The sequence below is a fragment of the Bradyrhizobium erythrophlei genome (genome assembly GCF_900142985.1).
In the GTDB taxonomy this organism is placed as follows: domain Bacteria; phylum Pseudomonadota; class Alphaproteobacteria; order Rhizobiales; family Xanthobacteraceae; genus Bradyrhizobium; species Bradyrhizobium erythrophlei_B.
This window is the reverse complement of sequence record NZ_LT670849.1, coordinates 3054711-3072776: the sequence shown is the minus strand read 5'-3', so window position 1 is coordinate 3072776 and position 18066 is coordinate 3054711. Positions and strand designations below refer to the sequence as shown.

The following is an 18066-nucleotide window of genomic DNA, read 5'->3' as shown; positions in this document are numbered from 1 at the left end:
ATGCCGGACTCCGACCCAATCCACGACAATCCGCGCAACACGCCGAACCTGCCAGCCGTCGTGCAGGAAGGCGAGGTCATGCGCCCCACAGCAGACAACTGGCTGACGCGCGCGATCCGCACGCTGTTTGGCTGGAAGCCGGGATCGGTCCGCGACGATCTGCAAGTCGTGCTCGACACTTCGACGCCCGACGAGGTCGGCTTTTCCGCTGTCGAGCGCACCATGCTGCGCAACATCCTCTCGCTGCACGAGCGGCGGATCGCGGATGTCATGATCCATCGCGCCGACATCGTCGCGGTCAAACACGATATTCCGCTCGGCGAGTTGATGAGCCTGTTCGAAAGCGCCGCGCATTCGCGGCTTGTCGTCTACAACGAAACCCTCGACGACCCCGAAGGCATGGTCCATATCCGCGACCTGCTGGCGTTCATGACGGCGCGGGCCGCAACCCCCCGGACGAAGACCAGATCCAAAAAGCCGCCGCCGGCGGGCCTCGATCTGCGCGCGGTCGATCTGGCGATGCCGCTCTCGGAAGCCAGCATCATCCGCAAGCTGCTGTTCGTGCCGCCGTCGATGCGCGCGATCGACCTACTGGCGCAGATGCAGGCCTCGCGCATTCATCTGGCGCTGGTCGTCGACGAATATGGCGGGACCGACGGGCTGGTTTCGATCGAAGACATTGTCGAACAGATCGTCGGCGAGATCGACGACGAACACGACAGCGACGAGCCCCCGGCGGTGGTCCGGCAAGCCGATAATTCCTTCATTGCCGATGCCCGCGCCAGCCTCGATGATGTCCGCTCGGTGATCGGGGAGGAGTTCGTGACCGGAGAAGCCGGCGAGGAAGTCGAGACGCTGGGCGGCTTTCTCGTCACCCATGTCGGCCGGCTGCCGGTGCGCGGCGAAGTGATTTCGGGGCCCGGCAATTTCGAAATCGAGGTGCTCGATGCCGACCCGCGACGGGTCAAGCGCTTGCGCATCGCCACGCGAAAGGAGCGCGAACGCACGCCACAGCGTACCCCGCGCGAGAGCCGCCGCCGCGATCCCGCGCCAGATAGCCCGCAGCCGGGCGAACAGACAAACCCGCCGGGCGACGGAGCCGCCTCATCGTGACGGCTTCCAGCAGACTTCGCTCGATCGGTCTTGCGATCATCCTGACCTGGGGCTGGAAGCGCGCCGGCCTTGCGCTGCTCGCCGGCGCGCTTTCCTCGCTCGCGATGGCGCCGTTCAACGCCTGGCCCGTGCTGTTTCTGACGCTTCCGGTCATGGTCTGGCAGATCGACGGCGCGGCCGCCGGGCGCTGGCGCGGCGTGCCGGCGGCCGCGCTGACCGGCTGGTGCTTCGGCCTCGGCTATTTCGTGCCGGGGCTCTACTGGATCGGCTACGCCTTCCTGGTCGACGCGCCGACCTTCGCATGGCTGATGCCGTTCGCGATTCTGGGACTGCCGGCCTATCTCGCGCTGTTCATGGCGTTGGGCTTCGCGCTCGCGCGGCTGTTCTGGACGCGGGATGCCGCACGCGTGATCGCACTGGCCGCGAGCCTGACCATGAGCGAATGGTTGCGCGGCCACGCGCTCACCGGCTTTCCGTGGAATTCGCTCGGCTATGCCTTGAGCGAACCGCTGGCGCTTGCACAGACCGCATCATTGATCGGGCTGTGGGGCCTGACCTTCCTGACGGTAGCGATCTTCGCAAGCCCGGCCGTGCTGATCGACGGCACGTCCCGCGGACGCAAGCCCTGGGTTGCACCTGCGCTGGCATTGATCGTCCTGCTTTCCATGACCGTCTTTGGCGCGATCCGCCTGAGCCGGCAGCCGACGCTCATGCTGACCAACACCAGGCTGCGGATCATGCAGCCCAACTTGCAGCAGGACGCCAGATTCAATTACGGCGCCAAAGCCGACGTCATGAAGAAATATCTCACGCTGTCCGATCGCGCGTCCGGACCGCAATCGACCGGCGTGCGCGACGTCAACATCCTGATCTGGCCGGAATCGGCGTTTCCGTTCTTCCTGACCCGCGAAGCCGACGCGATGGCGCAGATCTCCGATCTCCTGCCGAAGGGAACGGTGCTGATCACAGGTTCAGTGCGCGCCCCCGACGTGCCGCCCGGCACGCGGATCACACGCGCCTACAATTCGATCTACGTCATCGACCACGACAGCAACGTGCTGTCGGTCTACGACAAGCTGCACCTGGTGCCGTTCGGCGAATTCCTGCCGTTCCAGGACTTGATGGAAAAAATCGGTTTCGAACAACTGACGCGGGTTCAGGGCGGATTCATCCCCGGTACACGTCGTCGCAGCATGGAGGTGCCGAACGCGCCAAGAATGCTACCTCTGATATGCTACGAGGTTGTCTTTCCCGGTCATGTTGTCGAACGCGGCGACCGGCCGGGCTGGATAGTCAATCTCACCAATGACGGCTGGTTCGGAATTTCCAGCGGCCCCTATCAGCACCTTCAGCAGGCTCGCATGCGCGCGATCGAACAAGGACTGCCGCTCGTTCGCGCCGCAAATACGGGTATCTCGGCCGTGATCGACCCGGTGGGACGGACGGTGGCGAGCCTTGGGCTCGGGCTTGAGGGCGTACTGGATTCCGGCCTGCCGGCCGCGATCCCGCCGACGGCTTACGCGCGCGCCGGCGATATTCCGATCATGATCATCCTTGCAGCCGCATGGCTGTTCGTGATTCGGCGGCGCACCGCAAAATAGGTGGGGAGCGTCATTTTGGATCAAGGTTCGACCCCGACTTTGCTTTGACGGCATCAGCACCTGAGGCATAATCCATCCTGTGCAGCGGCACTTCTGAACCGCCACACTCGTCTGGAGGAGCGTTGGCGATGTCGACCAAAGCGCCCAACCCTGTTGACAAATATGTCGGCAGCCGGGTGCGCATGCGCCGCATCATGCTCGGCATGAGCCAGGAAAAACTTGGCGAGGCGCTCGGATTGACGTTCCAGCAGGTGCAGAAATACGAGAAGGGCACCAATCGCGTCGGCGCGAGCCGCATACAGCAGATCTCCGAAATCCTTCAGGTGCCGGTATCGTTTCTGTTCGAGGGCGGACCGACCGGCACGGCGAAAGCCGACGGCAACTCCGAAGCCACCTCGCCTTCCTATGTTTCCGATTTCCTCGCCACCTCCGAGGGGCTGTCGCTGACCCGCGCCTTTACCCGCATCAGTGACGCCAAGCTCCGGCGCAGCATCGTCGATCTCGTCGAACAGATCGCCGCCCACGAAAATCCCGACAAGCGATAAACGCCCCCGATACCGCTTTGAAGCGCCGTTGCGGGGATGAGCAATGATGCTATTGAACCGGGCCCTGGCTTCGAGCCCTACCCTTTTCGGATTTGTCGGACACTGCGATGAGCGAACCAGACGGCGAGAACGATGCGAGCCTGCAGGCGCAGCGCGCCTTCTTTGGCCGCCGCAAGGGCCACAAATTGCGCGCGCACCAGGCCGACCTGATCGCGCATTTGCTGCCTGGACTTTCGCTCGATATCTTGAGCCCGCAGCCAGGCAGACTGACTGAATTATTCGGCGCGCCGGTCGATGCGGTGCGGCTGGAAATCGGCTTTGGCGGCGGCGAGCATCTGATCGCGGAAGCGCAAGCCTTTCCGGATACCGGCTTCATCGGCTGCGAGCCCTATGTCAACGGCATGGCGAAGATCCTGACGTTGATCGAGGCCAACAACATCCAGAATATCCGGCTGTTTGCCGGCGACGCAGCCGAGCTGCTGGCCTGGGTGCCGGCAAACTCGCTGACGCGGATCGATTTGATCCATCCCGACCCGTGGCCAAAACGGCGGCACTGGAAGCGTCGTTTCGTGCAGGATGCCATGATTGCAGCGATGGCGCGCGCGCTGAAAACCGACGGCGAGTTTCGCTTCGTCAGCGACATCGCCGATTACTGCGCCTGGACGCTTTCGCATTTCATGCGCGCGTCCGACTTCGTCTGGACGGCGGAGCGCGTCTCCGACTGGCGCGAACCGTGGCGCGATTACACGATGACGCGATACGGCCGCAAAGCGATGCGCGAAGGCCGCACCGCCGCCTATCTGATTTTCAGAAAGACCGGATAGAGCGCGTTAGGCTGTTTCGCGCGTCCGCCAGAAGCTGACCACCCGCTCCGCGGTCGACGGCGACAGCCGCATGAAGTTCGAGCGCACGCTATCGATGTCGGCGGAGGCTGGAATTCGCGCCGGACCGAGCCGCAGCAGAACCAGCGCCCGCACGGTCGCCCATTCAAGCCCGATTGCCTTCGCGATGATCAGGATCGGGTCATGGCGATCGCCGGACATCAGGCGATCGACCGCAGGGATCGGCACGCCCGACATGGCCGACAGCGCGGCGACAGACTCGGTGTAGCGATAGGCCTTGGCGAAATCGAGCAGCGCCGTCTCACCCAGGTCGCCGGCGCGGTAAAGCAACAGGATAGTGCGCTGCGCCGGCGCGAAATCGCGCTGTTTCGCCGGCTGCTCTGCCTTGCCGGAAATCTCGCCCATGGCCTTGGCGACAGCGGCCTGCCGGCCAGGCTCGGCCATGTCGAACAGGCGGCGGCGCACGACGTCGACCGAACTCGTCAGCAGTTCTTTCAGCAAGCGGTCCGGCAGATCGTTGCGCTGGCCGACCGTGATCGTCAGCACGCCGTCCTTGGCCGCGCGCTTGACCAGCGCCGAATAGCCGATCGTCGAAAACGCCGCGCCTGCATTGGCCGCGGCACGCCGGATCACATCGCGCTCGCCACGTTGCACCATCACGTCGGTCAGATCGGGCGAAAGTCTCGCGCGCTCCGTCATGGCGAGCAGGTGATCCTGACCCTTCACGCGCGCGATCTCGACCAGCGCCTGCTCGTCGAGCACGGGCGAGCGGCGCAGCACGGGACCTGCGATCGAGATGTTGTCCTCGCGCGCGAGTTGCCCAATCAAGGCCGGCGGCGCGTTGGCGATGGTGGCGATGCGTTCGGCAAGTTCGGCGCGGGCCGCAAGGTCGGTCTGCGGGACGATGCCGGTCAGGAGATGATCGAACAGTTCGATGTGGCGGGGCTGGAAGCCGGCGGCCCCCTGCACGAATAGTTCCGCGATGCCGCGGCTCACCTCCGCAAGGCGTTTGGGATCGCCCCGCCTGACGATTTCATCAAGCCCGGGAATGAGCGGCGTGGCGATGGTCATGAAACTCTACTGGAACGCGCAGGTCGTCCGGCAATCTAGGGGCGCATGGTGAAAGAAGGGTTAGGTTTGGCCGCCGCGGAACGCAGCAAAATTAATGTCCCCGGGATCGCGCGGGCCTTGTGGCACCAGCCAAAAACCGCTATATCCGCCTCAACTTACAGTTTCTCATACGATCGCGTATCGAGAGTGGGCCCCCCGGGACCCGCTCTTTTTTATTACCTGAGGAGACCTCGGCCGGATAAGGCGGGGAACCCCGGACGATACGCGCCGAAGACAACAGCCAAGTCTGCCCTGAAGGCCAAATTGACCCTGGATATGACCGATCCAACGCCTGGTTCCTTTGAGACCGACCTGCTCGACGAGCCGCGGCTCGTGGTCGAGCCGGGCGCGGCGGCGCGCGTGTCGGCGGTCGCAGGGCCGGTGCTGCACGGAATGGGCTATCGGCTGGTTCGCATCAAGATTTCGGGAGAAGCCGGCTGCACCGTGCAGATCATGGCCGAACGGCCGGACGGGTCGATGCAGATCGAGGACTGCGAAGCGATCTCGCGGGCGCTGTCGCCGGTGCTTGATATCGCCGACCCGATCGACCGCGCCTATCGGCTGGAAATTTCCTCGCCCGGCATCGATCGTCCGCTGGTGCGTCGCTCGGACTTCGAGCGTTTCGCCGGCCATCTGGTGAAAATCGAGATGGCGGTCGCCCATGAGGGGCGCAAGCGATTTCGCGGAATGCTTGATGGCGTCGAGGGCCGCACGGTTCGTCTGCGTCGCGACGACGTCAAGGCCGGCGAGGACGCCGACGTGTGTCTGACGATGGAAGACATTTCCGAGGCCCGGCTTGTCCTCACCGACGAACTGGTCGCCGAATCGATGCGACGCGGCAAGAAAGCCGAGCGCGAATTAAAGCGCAGCCTTGGCCTGAAACCGCCGGCGCCGCCACATGCCAACCAAAAGCCGGCCGGGAAGCCGGCCCCGAAAAACACCAAACAACATCGCCTGGCCGCCGAAAAAGCGCGGCGCGGCGACATCGATCCTGCAAGAGGAGACTGAGCCATGGCCGTCAGTGCCAACAAGCTTGAATTGCTGCAAATCGCGGACGCCGTTGCGCGCGAAAAGTCGATCGACCGCAGCATCGTGATTTCGGCGATGGAAGATGCCATCGCCAAAGCGGCCCGCGCCCGCTACGGCAGCGAGACCGACGTTCACGCCGAGATCGACGCCAAGAAAGGCGAGCTGCGGCTGTCGCGCCACATGCTGGTGGTCGAGACCGTCGAAAACTCCGCCAACCAGATTTCGCTCGTCGATGCGCAGCGGGCCAATCCCGGCGCCCAGGTTGGCGACACCATCGCCGACACGCTGCCGCCGCTGGAATATGGCCGCATCGCCGCGCAATCGGCCAAGCAGGTGATCGTGCAGAAGGTGCGCGAGGCCGAACGCGACCGGCAGTACCAGGAATTCAAGGACCGCATCGGCGATATCGTCAACGGCATCGTCAAGCGCGTCGAATATGGCAGCGTGATCGTCGACCTCGGCCGCGGCGAAGCCATCGTGCGCCGTGACGAGATGCTGCCGCGCGAAGTGTTCCGCAACGGCGACCGCGTCCGCGCCTATATTTTCGACGTCCGCCGTGAAACGCGCGGACCGCAGATTTTCCTCTCGCGCACCCATCCGCAATTCATGGCGAAGCTGTTCGCGCAGGAAGTGCCGGAAATCTATGACGGCATTGTCGAGATCAAGGCGGTCGCCCGCGATCCCGGATCGCGCGCCAAGATCGGCGTGATTTCGCGGGATTCCTCGGTCGATCCGGTCGGCGCCTGCGTCGGCATGCGCGGATCGCGCGTGCAGGCCGTGGTCAACGAGTTGCAGGGTGAAAAGATCGACATCATTCCCTGGTCGCCCGATATCGCGACCTTCGTGGTCAACGCGCTGGCGCCGGCGGAAGTCTCCAAGGTCGTGATCGACGAAGACCGCGAGCGCATCGAGGTCGTGGTGCCCGACACCAACAACCAGCTGTCGCTGGCGATCGGCCGGCGCGGCCAGAACGTGCGCCTTGCCTCGCAACTGACCGGCTGGGACATCGATATTCTTACCGAACAGGAAGAATCCGAGCGCCGTCAGGCCGATTTCGAAAATTCAACGCGCGTCTTCATGGAAGCGCTCAATGTTGACGAAGTCGTCGGTCAATTGCTGGCTTCGGAAGGCTTCACCTCAGTGGAGGAACTCGCGATGGTCGATTCCCGGGAACTGGCCGGCATCGAAGGTTTTGACGAAGAGACCGCCAACGAACTTCAGAGCCGCGCCAAGGAATATCTGGAACGGCTCGAGACCGAGCTTGAGAACAAGCGCAAGGAACTCGGCGTGTCCGACGAGGTGAAGGAGGTTCCGGGTGTCACCTCGAAGATGCTGGTGAAATTCGGCGAGAACGACATCAAGACCGTCGAAGACCTCGCCGGCTGCGCCACCGACGACCTCGTCGGCTGGACCGAGCGCAAGGAAGGCGGCGAATCCACCAAGCATGCCGGCATCCTTGCCGGCGGCGATATCTCGCGCGACGACGCGGAAGCCTTGATCATGCAGGCGCGCGTGCACGCCGGCTGGATCACCCAGGCCGACCTCGACAAGCAGACCGAAGCGGCGGCGGCAAGCCCCGAAGATCAACCGGCTTGACGTTGGGAGCCATGTCGACGCCATGCTCGCCATCGCTGACCCGGAACTCGACCATGGACCGCGGGCTGAAAAGTCCGCGACCATGCGGATGTGCGCGGTCAGCCGGGAAGTACGGCCGATCGACGAACTGATCCGCTTTGTGGTCGCCCCCTCCGGCGAGGTGGTGGCGGACTTGAAGCGCAAATTGCCCGGACGCGGTTTGTGGGTTTCAGCTTCGCGCAAGATGGTTGCGGAAGCCGTCCGGCGTCACCAATTCAGCAAGGGATTCAAATGCGATGTCCGTGCAACGGCGACGCTTGCCGCGGACACCGAGGTCTTGCTGGAACGGTTTGCCGTCGATGCGCTGGCCATGGCCGCCAAAGCCGGCCAGGTCGTTTCCGGGTTTACCAAGGTCGCAGACGCCCTTGAGCGGCCGGGTCCGGGCGCGGTCCGGGCGCTGATCCATGCAACCGACGGGGCCGCGGACGGAATCCGCAAATTGGATGCCATCGTCAGGCAAAATGGCGGGAATAATGGCCATTCGGCCGAGGTTCGTATCGTTAATGTCCTGACTTCCGAGCAATTGGATTTGGCACTTGGGCGGTCAAATGTGATACATGCTGCCCTGCTCGCGGGCCCGGCGAGCGATACGTTCCTGTCACGTAGCCAAATACTGGTCCGATACCGGATGGCGGACGAGGACAGAACCGCGGCCGTGGACAAGAATTCGCCGATTTAAGGACCGTGCGGAAACGCACGACTAGAACAGGATTAGGACTGCTGAATGGTTGATACCAAAACGCCTGGCGACAAGACGCTCAGTGTGCCGACCAAGACCTTGTCGCTCAAGCCGCGGGTCGAGACCGGAACCGTGCGCCAGAGCTTCAGCCACGGCCGAACCAAGCAGGTCGTGGTGGAAAAACGCGGCAAGCGCCGCGTCGGTGGGGACGGCCCCGCCGCGGAGACGCATGCGCCCGAGCCGGTGATCGCGAAGCCTGCTGCGGCGCCGGCGCCTGCCGCCCGCAAGGCACCGCCGCCAGCCGCGCCGCGCAGCAATTCCGGCGTGGTCTTGCGCACCCTCACCGAGGATGAACGAAGCGCCCGCGCCAGCGCCCTTGCGGACGCAAAGGTCCGCGACGTCGAAGAACGGCGCGTCGCGGAAGAAGAAGCCAAGCGTCGCGCCAGCCGCGAAGGCATCGAGCAGGCCGAGCGCGAGGCGGCCGAAGCCCGCCGCAAGGCCGAGGAAGAGCGTCACCGTCACGACGAAGAAGCCAAGCGGAAGGCCGAACTGGAAGCCAAAAAGCGCTTTGGCGAGGCCGAAGCTCGCCCGACAGCGACCGCGGCCCGGCCTGCGACGACCCCGGCCCGTCCCGCTATCCCGGTCGCGCGTGCGCCCGGTATTGCCGCCGATGCGTCTGATGAAGATGAAGGTCCGCGCCAGGTTCGGCGCGGTGGACCGGGCCGTCCCGTAGTTGCCCCGAAGCCGACCGCGAAGCCGGCGCCGCAGAAACAGCGCGGGCGCTTGACGCTTGTTACGGCCCTTAATGCCGACGACGTGCGCGAGCGTTCGATCGCCTCGTTCCGCCGCCGCACGCAACGCCTCAAGGGACATCAATCCAACGAGCCAAAGGAAAAGCTGATCCGCGAGGTGGTGATTCCGGAAGCCATCAATATCCAGGAACTCGCCAACCGCATGTCGGAGCGTGCCGTCGACGTCATTCGCCTGCTGATGAAGCAGGGCGCGATGCACAAGATCACCGACGTGATCGATGCCGACACCGCGCAACTGATCGCCGAGGAACTGGGCCATACGGTCAAGCGCGTTGCGGCTTCCGACGTCGAGGAAGGCTTGTTCGACGCTGTCGACGATTCCACCGACACCGAGCCGCGTTCGCCGGTGGTAACCGTGATGGGTCACGTCGACCACGGCAAGACCTCGCTGCTCGATGCGCTGCGCCACGCCAACGTGGTTTCCGGTGAAGCCGGCGGCATCACCCAGCATATCGGCGCCTATCAGGTGACCTCGCCGGAAAGCGGCAAGAAGATCACCTTCATCGATACGCCCGGCCACGCCGCGTTCACCGCGATGCGCGCCCGCGGCGCCAAGGTGACCGACATCGTGGTGCTGGTGGTCGCGGCCGACGACGGCGTGATGCCGCAGACGGTGGAAGCGATCAATCACGCCAAGGCGGCGAAGGTGCCGATGATTGTCGCCATCAACAAGATCGACAAGCCCGACGCCAAGCCGGAACGCGTGCGCACTGAACTGTTGCAGTACGAAGTTCAGGTCGAATCGCTCGGCGGCGAAGTCGTCGACGTCGAAGTTTCCGCCAAGAACAAGACCAATCTCGACCGCCTGCTCGAAATGATCGCATTGCAGGCCGATATTCTCGACCTCAAAACCAATTCGACGCGCCCGGCCGAGGGCACCGTGATCGAAGCCAAACTCGACCGCGGCCGCGGTCCGGTGGCAACCGTGCTGGTCCAGCGCGGCACCTTGCGGATCGGCGACATCATCGTCGCCGGCGCCGAGATGGGCCGCGTCCGCGCCCTGATTTCGGATCAAGGCGACACCGTAGAGGAAGCAGGCCCCTCCGTGCCGGTCGAGGTGCTCGGCTTTAACGGTCCGCCGGAAGCCGGCGACCGCCTCGCCGTCGTTGAAAACGAAGCGCGTGCCCGACAGATCACGAGCTATCGCGCTCACCGCAAGCGTGAAAATGCGGCGGCCTCGATTTCCGGCATGCGCGGCTCGCTCGAGCAGATGATGTCGCAGCTCAAGACGTCCGGCCGCAAGGAATTTCCGCTCATCATCAAGGCCGACGTGCAGGGTTCGCTGGAAGCGATCCTCGGATCGCTCGAGAAGCTCGGCACCGACGAAGTCGCCGCCCGCATCCTGCATGCCGGCGTCGGCGGCATCTCGGAATCGGACGTGACGCTGGCGGAAGGTTTCAACGCCGCCATCATCGGCTTCTCGGTCCGCGCCAACAAGGAAGCGGCCGCGGCCGCCAAGCGCAATGGCATCGAGATCCGCTACTACAACATCATCTACGACCTCGTGGATGACGTGAAGAAGGCGATGAGCGGCCTGCTTGCGCCGACGCTGCGCGAGACCATGCTCGGCAATGCGCAGATCCTGGAAGTGTTCAACATTTCCAAGGTCGGCAAGGTCGCAGGCTGCCGCGTCACCGACGGCACCGTGGAACGCGGCGCCAACGTCCGCCTGATCCGCGACAACGTCGTCGTGCACGAAGGCAAGCTATCGACGCTCAAGCGCTTCAAGGACGAAGTGAAGGAAGTGCAGGCCGGCCAGGAATGCGGCATGGCGTTCGAGAATTACGGTGACATGCGGGTCGGCGATGTCATCGAGTGTTACCGTGTCGAGACCATCCAGCGCAGCCTGTAAGTCTGATCCTTACAGCTTCGTCATAGGGAAGGTTGAAATAGTCTGACGTCATGCCCGGCTTTATGCCGGGCATCCACGTCTTAAAGAATTCAGCAGCAGGAAAGACGTGGATGCCCGCGACAGGCGCGGGCATGAAGAATTCGAGAGACGATCATGCCCCGCCACCATACCAAGAGCTCCGCTCCCGGCGGATCGCAGCGCCAGTTGCGCGTCGGTGAGACCGTGCGACATGCAATTGCGGAGATTCTGGCGCATGGCGACGTCCACGATCCCGATCTTGAAGGGCATATCATCACCATTCCCGAAGTGAAGATGTCGCCCGACCTCAAGCTTGCGACCATCTATGTGATGCCGCTTGGCGGCCGCGACACCGAGGTCGTGATCGCTGCACTCAATCGCAACAAGAGATTCCTGCGTGGCGAGATCGCGCATCGCGTTAACCTGAAATTTGCTCCTGAGATTCGATTCCACGCCGACGACCGATTCGACGAAGCGGAACGTATCGAGAAATTACTGCGAACACCTGAGGTGCAGCGAGATCTCGCACCCGATTCGGACGAAGAATGATGACTGTGACGACGGCCAATCCGGCAATCGAACCGCAAATCGCCGATTCGGCTGCGGCTGATAAAAATATTTTTGCCGCGCCCCACGACGACGCGCGGCGCGTCAACAACGATCCGCGCCAGCAGCCATCGAAGCAGAACAGGCAGCCGCGCCGCGACAAGCGCGACGTCCATGGCTGGGTCGTGCTCGACAAGCCGATCGGCATGACGTCCACTCATGCCGTCGCCGTCGTGAAACGGCTGTTTTCAGCCAAGCGCGCAGGACACGCCGGCACGCTCGATCCGCTCGCGTCCGGCGGACTGCCGATCGCGATCGGCGAAGCCACCAAGACGGTTCCGTTCGTGATGGATGGCCGCAAGCGCTATCGCTTTACGGTGACCTGGGGCGAAGAGCGCGACACCGACGACACCGAAGGCCGCGTGGTCAAGTCGAGCGAGGTCAGGCCCACGCCCGAGGCGATCCGGGCGCTGTTGCCGCGTTTCACCGGCCTGATCGAGCAGATCCCGCCGCAATATTCCGCCATCAAGATCCAGGGGGAACGGGCCTATGACCTGGCGCGGGACGGCGAAATCGTCGAGTTGAAGCCGCGCCATGTCGAGATTCACGAATTAACCCTTACAGAACAACTGGATAACGACAGATCCGTGTTCGAGGCGGAGTGCGGCAAAGGCACCTATGTGCGGGCTTTGGCCCGCGATATGGGCCGGATTCTGGGCTGTTTCGGCCATATTAGCGCGCTACGGCGGACGCTGGTCGGCCCGTTTGACGAAAACGACATGATTCCGCTGGAACAGTTGGAGGCTTTATGCGATAGAGCCGCGTCCGGCGAGGGAAGCCTCGCCGACGCGCTTTTGCCCGTTGAGACCGCGCTGGACGACATCCCGGCACTGGCCGTCACTCGGGCGGATGCGGCAAGGCTCCACAGGGGCCAAGCCGTTTTGTTGCGCGGACGGGATGCGCCCAATTGTAGCGGCACAGTCTATGTCACGGTGGCAGGCCGTCTTTTGGCGCTTGCCGAAATTGGCAATGGCGAACTCATCCCCAAGCGCGTGTTTAACCTGAACGGGCTGACTGCCAGCCCGGCTCGCAACGATGAAAGTATCTGACGATGTCGATTACCGCAGAACGCAAAGCGGAAGTCATCAAGAAGAGTGCCAACAAGACCGGCGACACCGGTTCACCCGAGGTGCAGGTTGCGATCCTGTCGGAACGCATCAACAACCTCACCGACCATTTCAAGAGCCACGTGAAGGATAACCATTCGCGCCGCGGCTTGCTGAAAATGGTCGCCACACGACGCTCGCTTCTCGACTACCTGAAGCGGAAGGACGAAGCGCGCTATCAGGCGCTGCTCGAAAAGCACAATATTCGGCGTTGAGCTTTTAGTGAAGTACGCGCGCGTCGTTTGACGCGCGTTTTTGCATGATCGATTCGAGTGCCGGTTTGTTCGGCTTATCGGAACCGATGATGCGACAAGGGCACGCGGCAGAAGCCGTTGTGTCGTCGGGCAAGATCCAAAAAGACGGGAAATGGTTTCCCGCAGGATCGCGCTCAAACACGAACGTCCAGCAGCAATCCGGCTCGCTGGGCAAAACGGGCAAGGTGCCCGTGACCTACGCGAAAGGATGGACGCCATCCTAAAACCAGAAACCATGGCAGGATCGCCGGATGCTGACGCGGCAACGCGCGCAGCATCCCGCCATCTTGCGCATGGTTTTTTGTTTAATGGCGTCTCTTCTTTCGTAAACACATGAAAGAAGATTGCTATGTTTAAAGCTCATTCAGTCGAGATCGACTGGGGTGGACGTCCCCTCAAGCTCGAGACCGGAAAAGTCGCCCGCCAGGCCGACGGCGCCGTTGTCGCCACGTATGGCGAAACGATCGTGCTCGCCACCGTCGTCGCCGCGAAATCGCCCCGCGAGGGCGTCGATTTCCTGCCACTCACGGTCGATTATCAGGAGAAGACGTACGCCGCAGGCCGCATTCCCGGCGGCTATTTCAAGCGCGAAGGCCGTCCTACTGAAAAGGAGACGCTGGTCTCCCGCCTGATCGACCGCCCGATCCGCCCGTTGTTTGTCGACGGCTGGCGCAACGAAACCCAGGTGATCGTCACCGTGCTGTCGCACGATATGGAGAACGATCCCGATATCGTGGCGCTGGTGGCCTCATCCGCCGCGCTGACGCTGTCCGGCGCACCCTTCAAGGGTCCGATCGGCGCCGCGCGCGTCGGCTTCGCCAACGACGAATTCATCCTCAATCCCACGCTCGACGAAATGACCGAGACCCAGCTCGACCTCGTCGTCGCCGGCACTGCGGACGCCGTGCTGATGGTGGAATCGGAAGCCAAGGAGCTCAACGAAGACGTGATGCTGGGTGCGGTGATGTTCGGACATCGCCACTTCCAGCCGGTGATCAACGCAATCATCGAGCTGGCCGAAAAGGCCGCGAAAGAGCCGCGCGAAGTCACGGCGATCGACAATGCCGCGATCGAAAAGGAAATGCTCGGCTTGATCGAACAGGACCTGCGCAAGGCCTACGCCATTCCGGTCAAGCAGGAGCGTTATGCCGCGGTCGGCGCCGTCAAGGAAAAGGCGATCGCGCACTTCTTCCCGGAAGGCCAGGAGCCGAAATACGACAAGCTTCGCGTCGCCGGCGTGTTCAAGGAGCTCGAAGCCAAGATCGTTCGCTGGAACATTCTCGACACCGGCAAGCGCATCGACGGCCGTGACGTCAAGACGGTGCGCAACATCGTCGCCGAAGTCGGCGTGCTGCCGCGCGCCCACGGTTCGGCGCTGTTCACCCGCGGCGAGACCCAGGCGATGGTCGTGACCACGCTCGGCACCGGCGAAGATGAGCAGTACATCGACGCGCTGTCGGGAACCTACAAAGAGACGTTCCTGCTGCACTACAACTTCCCGCCCTACTCGGTCGGCGAGACCGGCCGTCTCGGCGGCACCAAGCGGCGCGAGATCGGCCACGGCAAGCTCGCCTGGCGCGCCATCCACCCCGTTCTGCCGCCGCACCACGAATTCCCCTACACGGTACGCGTGGTTTCGGAGATCACCGAGTCCAACGGCTCGTCTTCGATGGCTTCGGTCTGCGGCGCTTCGCTCGCGCTGATGGATGCCGGCGTGCCGCTGAAGCGGCCGACCGCGGGCATCGCGATGGGCTTGATCCTCGAAGACAAGCGCTATGCGGTGCTTTCTGACATCCTCGGCGACGAGGATCATCTCGGCGATATGGACTTCAAGGTCGCCGGAACCGACCAGGGCATCACCTCGCTCCAGATGGACATCAAGATCGAGGGCATCACCGAAGAGATCATGCGGGTTGCGCTCGGCCAGGCCAAGGAAGGCCGCATCCACATTCTGGGTGAGATGTCCAAGGCGCTGACGGCGGCACGCGCCGAACTCGGCGAATACGCCCCGCGCATCGAGACCTTCAAGATCCCGACCGACAAGATCCGCGAAGTGATCGGCACCGGCGGCAAGGTGATCCGCGAAATCGTGGAGAAGACCGGCGCCAAGATCAACATCGAGGACGACGGCACGGTGAAGGTCGCCTCCAACGATGGCGAAGCGATGAAGGCCGCGATCAAGTGGATCAAGTCGATCACTTCGGAACCCGAAGTCGGCCAGATCTACGAGGGCACCGTGGTCAAGGTGATGGAGTTCGGCGCTTTCGTGAACTTCTTCGGCGCCAAGGACGGTCTGGTTCACATCAGCCAGCTCGCTTCGAGCCGCGTGCAGAAGACCTCCGACGTCGTCAAGGAAGGCGACAAGGTCAGGGTCAAGCTGCTCGGCTTCGACGACCGCGGCAAGACGCGGCTGTCGATGAAGGCGGTCGACCAGACGACCGGCGAAGACCTCGAAAAGCACAAGCCCGAGGCCGCTCCGGCGGCTGTGGCCGGCGAGTAATCGCCAAACCATCAACGGCAAATGAAAAAGGGCGGCTTTTCAGCCGCCCTTTTGTTTTGGTGTTCGCCCGAGCTTACGCGGCGAGGTCGAAGCGATCCGCGTTCATGACCTTGGTCCAGGCCGCCACGAAATCCTTGGCGAACTTTTCCTTGGAGTCGGCGCAGGCATAGACTTCGGCGAAGGCCCGAAGCTGCGAGTGCGAGCCGAAGATCAGGTCGACGCGCGTGGCGGTCCACTTGGCCGCCTTGGTCTTGCGGTCGCGGCCCTCATAAGTGCCGTCGGCCGCCGGCTGCCAGACGGTCGCCATATCGAGCAGGTTGACGAAGAAGTCGTTGGAGAGTGTGCCCGGCTTCTGCGTCAGAACGCCGTGCTTCGAATTGCCGGCATTGGCGCCGAGCACGCGCAAGCCGCCGACCAGCGCCGTCATCTCGGGCCCCGTCAGTCGCAGCAATTGCGCCCGGTCCACCAGCGCTTCTTCCGGCGCCATGAACTGATGCTTCTTGCCGTTGGTGTAGTTGCGGAAGCCGTCGACCCGCGGCTCGAGCGGCGCAAAGGATTCCACATCCGTCTGGTCCTGCGAGGCATCGGCGCGGCCGGGCGTGAACGGCACCTTGACGTCGACGCCGGCATCCTTGGCGGCCTTTTCGACCGCCGCACAGCCGCCGAGAACGATCAGGTCGGCCAGCGAGACCTTGCCCGACTCCTTCTGGATTGCTTCGAGCTTGCCGAGAACCGTCTTGAGCTCGGCCGGCTGGTTGACCTCCCAGTCTTTCTGGGGCGAAAGGCGAATCCGCGCACCGTTGGCACCGCCGCGCTTGTCGGAGCCGCGGAACGTCGATGCCGACGCCCATGCGGCCGAGACCAGCTGCGACACCGTCAGACCCGAGCCGAGAATCTTGGTCTTTAGCGCGGCGATATCGGCGTCGCTGATCGATGACTTGGCGGCGGGAATCGGATCCTGCCAGATCAGCGTCTCCTTCGGCACCAGCGGACCGAGATAGCGTGCGACGGGGCCCATGTCGCGGTGGGTCAGCTTGAACCACGCGCGCGCAAAGGCGTCGGCGAACTGATCCGGATGCTCAAGGAAGCGCCGCGAGATCTTCTCGTAGGCCGGATCGAAGCGCAGCGACAGGTCGGTGGTCAGCATGGTCGGCACATGCTTCTTCGACTTGTCATAGGCGTCGGGAATCGTGGCTTCCGCACCCTTCGCCTTCCACTGCTTGGCGCCGGCCGGGCTCTTCGTCAGTTCCCATTCGTACTTGAACAGGTTCTCGAAGAACGCATTGCTCCACTTGGTCGGCGTCTGGGTCCAGGTGACTTCGGGACCGCCGGTAATGGCGTCGGCGCCGACACCGGTGCCGTGCGTGCTCTTCCAGCCGAGGCCCTGATCTTCGATCGCGCCGCCTTCCGGATCGGCTCCGACCAGCGACGGATCGCCGGCACCATGCGTCTTGCCGAAGGAGTGGCCGCCGGCGATCAGCGCAACGGTCTCTTCGTCATTCATCGCCATGCGGAAGAAGGTTTCGCGAATGTCTTTCGCAGCCGCGAGCGGATCGGGGTTGCCGTTCGGCCCTTCGGGATTGACGTAGATCAGACCCATCTGCACCGCACCGAGCGGCTCCGCGAGCTGGCGTTCGCCGGAATAGCGCTCATCGCCCAACCACGAGCCTTCGGGACCCCAGTACAGCTCTTCCGGCTCCCAGACGTCGGCCCGGCCGCCGGCGAAACCAAACGTCTTGAAGCCCATCGATTCCAGCGCGACGTTGCCGGCGAGAATCATCAGGTCGGCCCAGGAGATCTTCCGGCCGTATTTCTGCTTGATCGGCCACAACAGGCGACGCGCCTTGTCGAGGTTGGCGTTATCAGGCCAACTGTTGAGCGGCGCAAAGCGCTGCTGGCCGGCGCCCGCGCCACCGCGGCCGTCGGTGATGCGATAGGTGCCCGCGCTATGCCAGGCCATGCGGATCATCAGGCCGCCATAGTGGCCGAAGTCCGCCGGCCACCATTCCTGCGACGTCGTCATCAGCGCGGTCAGGTCCTTCACCACCGCATTGAGGTCGAGCGTCTTGAACTCCTTGGCGTAATCGAACGCCTCGCCCATCGGGTCGGACAGGCCGGAGTTGCGGTGGAGCATCGAGATGTCCAGCGTTTCCGGCCACCAGTCGCGGTTGCTGTGCCCGCGTGATCCGCCCGTAAACGGGCACTTTGCTTGGTCGTCCATGATCGTCTCCTCTTGTGGTTCCGGGAGTTCCGCCCTTCAGGGGTGGCTGGCGAGCCGCCAATCTACGCAGCTCTTTTCATCAGGTAAAATAGAGAATAATGATGACAACGATAGGATAATCTGATGATCCAACATGATCGGCG

15 protein-coding genes are annotated in these 18066 nt (G+C 63.3%); 13 read left to right on the top strand and 2 right to left on the bottom strand.

Going from position 1 to position 18066, the window contains the following annotated elements; all coding sequences use genetic code 11:
• From BUA38_RS14300 to trmB, 4 genes are all read left to right on the top strand, one after another.
• Positions 1-1113 carry a hemolysin family protein gene (locus tag BUA38_RS14300; RefSeq protein WP_072818598.1) on the top strand — a complete coding sequence of 371 codons (1113 nt, stop codon included), beginning with the start codon at positions 1-3 and terminating at the stop codon, positions 1111-1113.
• Complete coding sequence (gene lnt / locus BUA38_RS14295) at positions 1110-2714, top strand: apolipoprotein N-acyltransferase (RefSeq protein WP_072818597.1); 1605 nt, start codon at positions 1110-1112, stop codon at positions 2712-2714. Before BUA38_RS14300 ends, lnt begins: the two co-directional genes overlap by 4 nt.
• Before the next feature lie 128 nt (positions 2715-2842).
• Positions 2843-3259 (top strand): helix-turn-helix domain-containing protein, encoded by a 417-nt coding sequence (locus BUA38_RS14290; protein ID WP_072818595.1) that lies wholly within the window; start codon positions 2843-2845, stop codon positions 3257-3259.
• A 107-nt stretch (positions 3260-3366) separates the two neighbouring features.
• Positions 3367-4083, top strand: a complete 717-nt coding sequence (trmB, locus tag BUA38_RS14285) for a tRNA (guanosine(46)-N7)-methyltransferase TrmB (RefSeq protein WP_072818593.1) — start codon at positions 3367-3369, stop codon at positions 4081-4083.
• 6 nt (positions 4084-4089) lie between these two features.
• Here trmB and BUA38_RS14280 read toward each other — a convergent pair whose 3' ends face one another.
• The gene (locus BUA38_RS14280) at positions 4090-5172 is read right to left on the bottom strand and encodes a DUF2336 domain-containing protein (RefSeq protein WP_072818591.1); all 1083 of its coding nucleotides are present in this window, start codon (positions 5170-5172) and stop codon (positions 4090-4092) included.
• 315 nt (positions 5173-5487) lie between these two features.
• Here BUA38_RS14280 and rimP point away from each other — a divergent pair, with 315 nt between their 5' ends.
• From rimP to pnp, 9 genes are all read left to right on the top strand, one after another.
• Positions 5488-6219 carry a ribosome maturation factor RimP gene (gene rimP, locus BUA38_RS14275; protein ID WP_072818589.1) on the top strand — a complete coding sequence of 244 codons (732 nt, stop codon included), beginning with the start codon at positions 5488-5490 and terminating at the stop codon, positions 6217-6219.
• A gap of 3 nt (positions 6220-6222) precedes the next feature.
• On the top strand, positions 6223-7836 hold the full coding sequence (nusA, locus tag BUA38_RS14270) for a transcription termination factor NusA (RefSeq protein WP_072818588.1): 1614 nt from the start codon (positions 6223-6225) through the stop codon (positions 7834-7836).
• 22 nt (positions 7837-7858) lie between these two features.
• Positions 7859-8554, top strand: a complete 696-nt coding sequence (locus BUA38_RS14265) for an RNA-binding protein (protein WP_072818587.1) — start codon at positions 7859-7861, stop codon at positions 8552-8554.
• A gap of 45 nt (positions 8555-8599) precedes the next feature.
• Positions 8600-11218, top strand: a complete 2619-nt coding sequence (infB, locus tag BUA38_RS14260; protein WP_072818585.1) for a translation initiation factor IF-2 — start codon at positions 8600-8602, stop codon at positions 11216-11218.
• Positions 11219-11371: 153 nt separating this feature from the next.
• On the top strand, positions 11372-11785 hold the full coding sequence (rbfA, locus tag BUA38_RS14255) for a 30S ribosome-binding factor RbfA (protein WP_072818584.1): 414 nt from the start codon (positions 11372-11374) through the stop codon (positions 11783-11785).
• The gene (truB, locus tag BUA38_RS14250; protein ID WP_072826117.1) at positions 11785-12891 is read left to right on the top strand and encodes a tRNA pseudouridine(55) synthase TruB; all 1107 of its coding nucleotides are present in this window, start codon (positions 11785-11787) and stop codon (positions 12889-12891) included. The genes rbfA and truB overlap by 1 nt, the downstream gene beginning before the upstream one ends.
• 2 nt (positions 12892-12893) lie before the next feature.
• On the top strand, positions 12894-13163 hold the full coding sequence (gene rpsO, locus BUA38_RS14245; protein ID WP_072818582.1) for a 30S ribosomal protein S15: 270 nt from the start codon (positions 12894-12896) through the stop codon (positions 13161-13163).
• 44 nt (positions 13164-13207) lie between these two features.
• A complete protein-coding gene (locus BUA38_RS14240) occupies positions 13208-13426 on the top strand; it encodes a hypothetical protein (RefSeq protein ID WP_072818580.1) in 219 nt (72 codons plus the stop codon).
• A gap of 125 nt (positions 13427-13551) precedes the next feature.
• On the top strand, positions 13552-15702 hold the full coding sequence (gene pnp / locus BUA38_RS14235; protein ID WP_072818578.1) for a polyribonucleotide nucleotidyltransferase: 2151 nt from the start codon (positions 13552-13554) through the stop codon (positions 15700-15702).
• Positions 15703-15775: 73 nt separating this feature from the next.
• On the opposite strand, the gene katG is transcribed toward pnp, so the two are convergent.
• Positions 15776-17923: a catalase/peroxidase HPI gene (gene katG / locus BUA38_RS14230; protein WP_072818577.1), complete on the bottom strand. Its 2148-nt coding sequence runs from the start codon at positions 17921-17923 to the stop codon at positions 15776-15778.
• Positions 17924-18066: the final 143 nt, after the last annotated feature.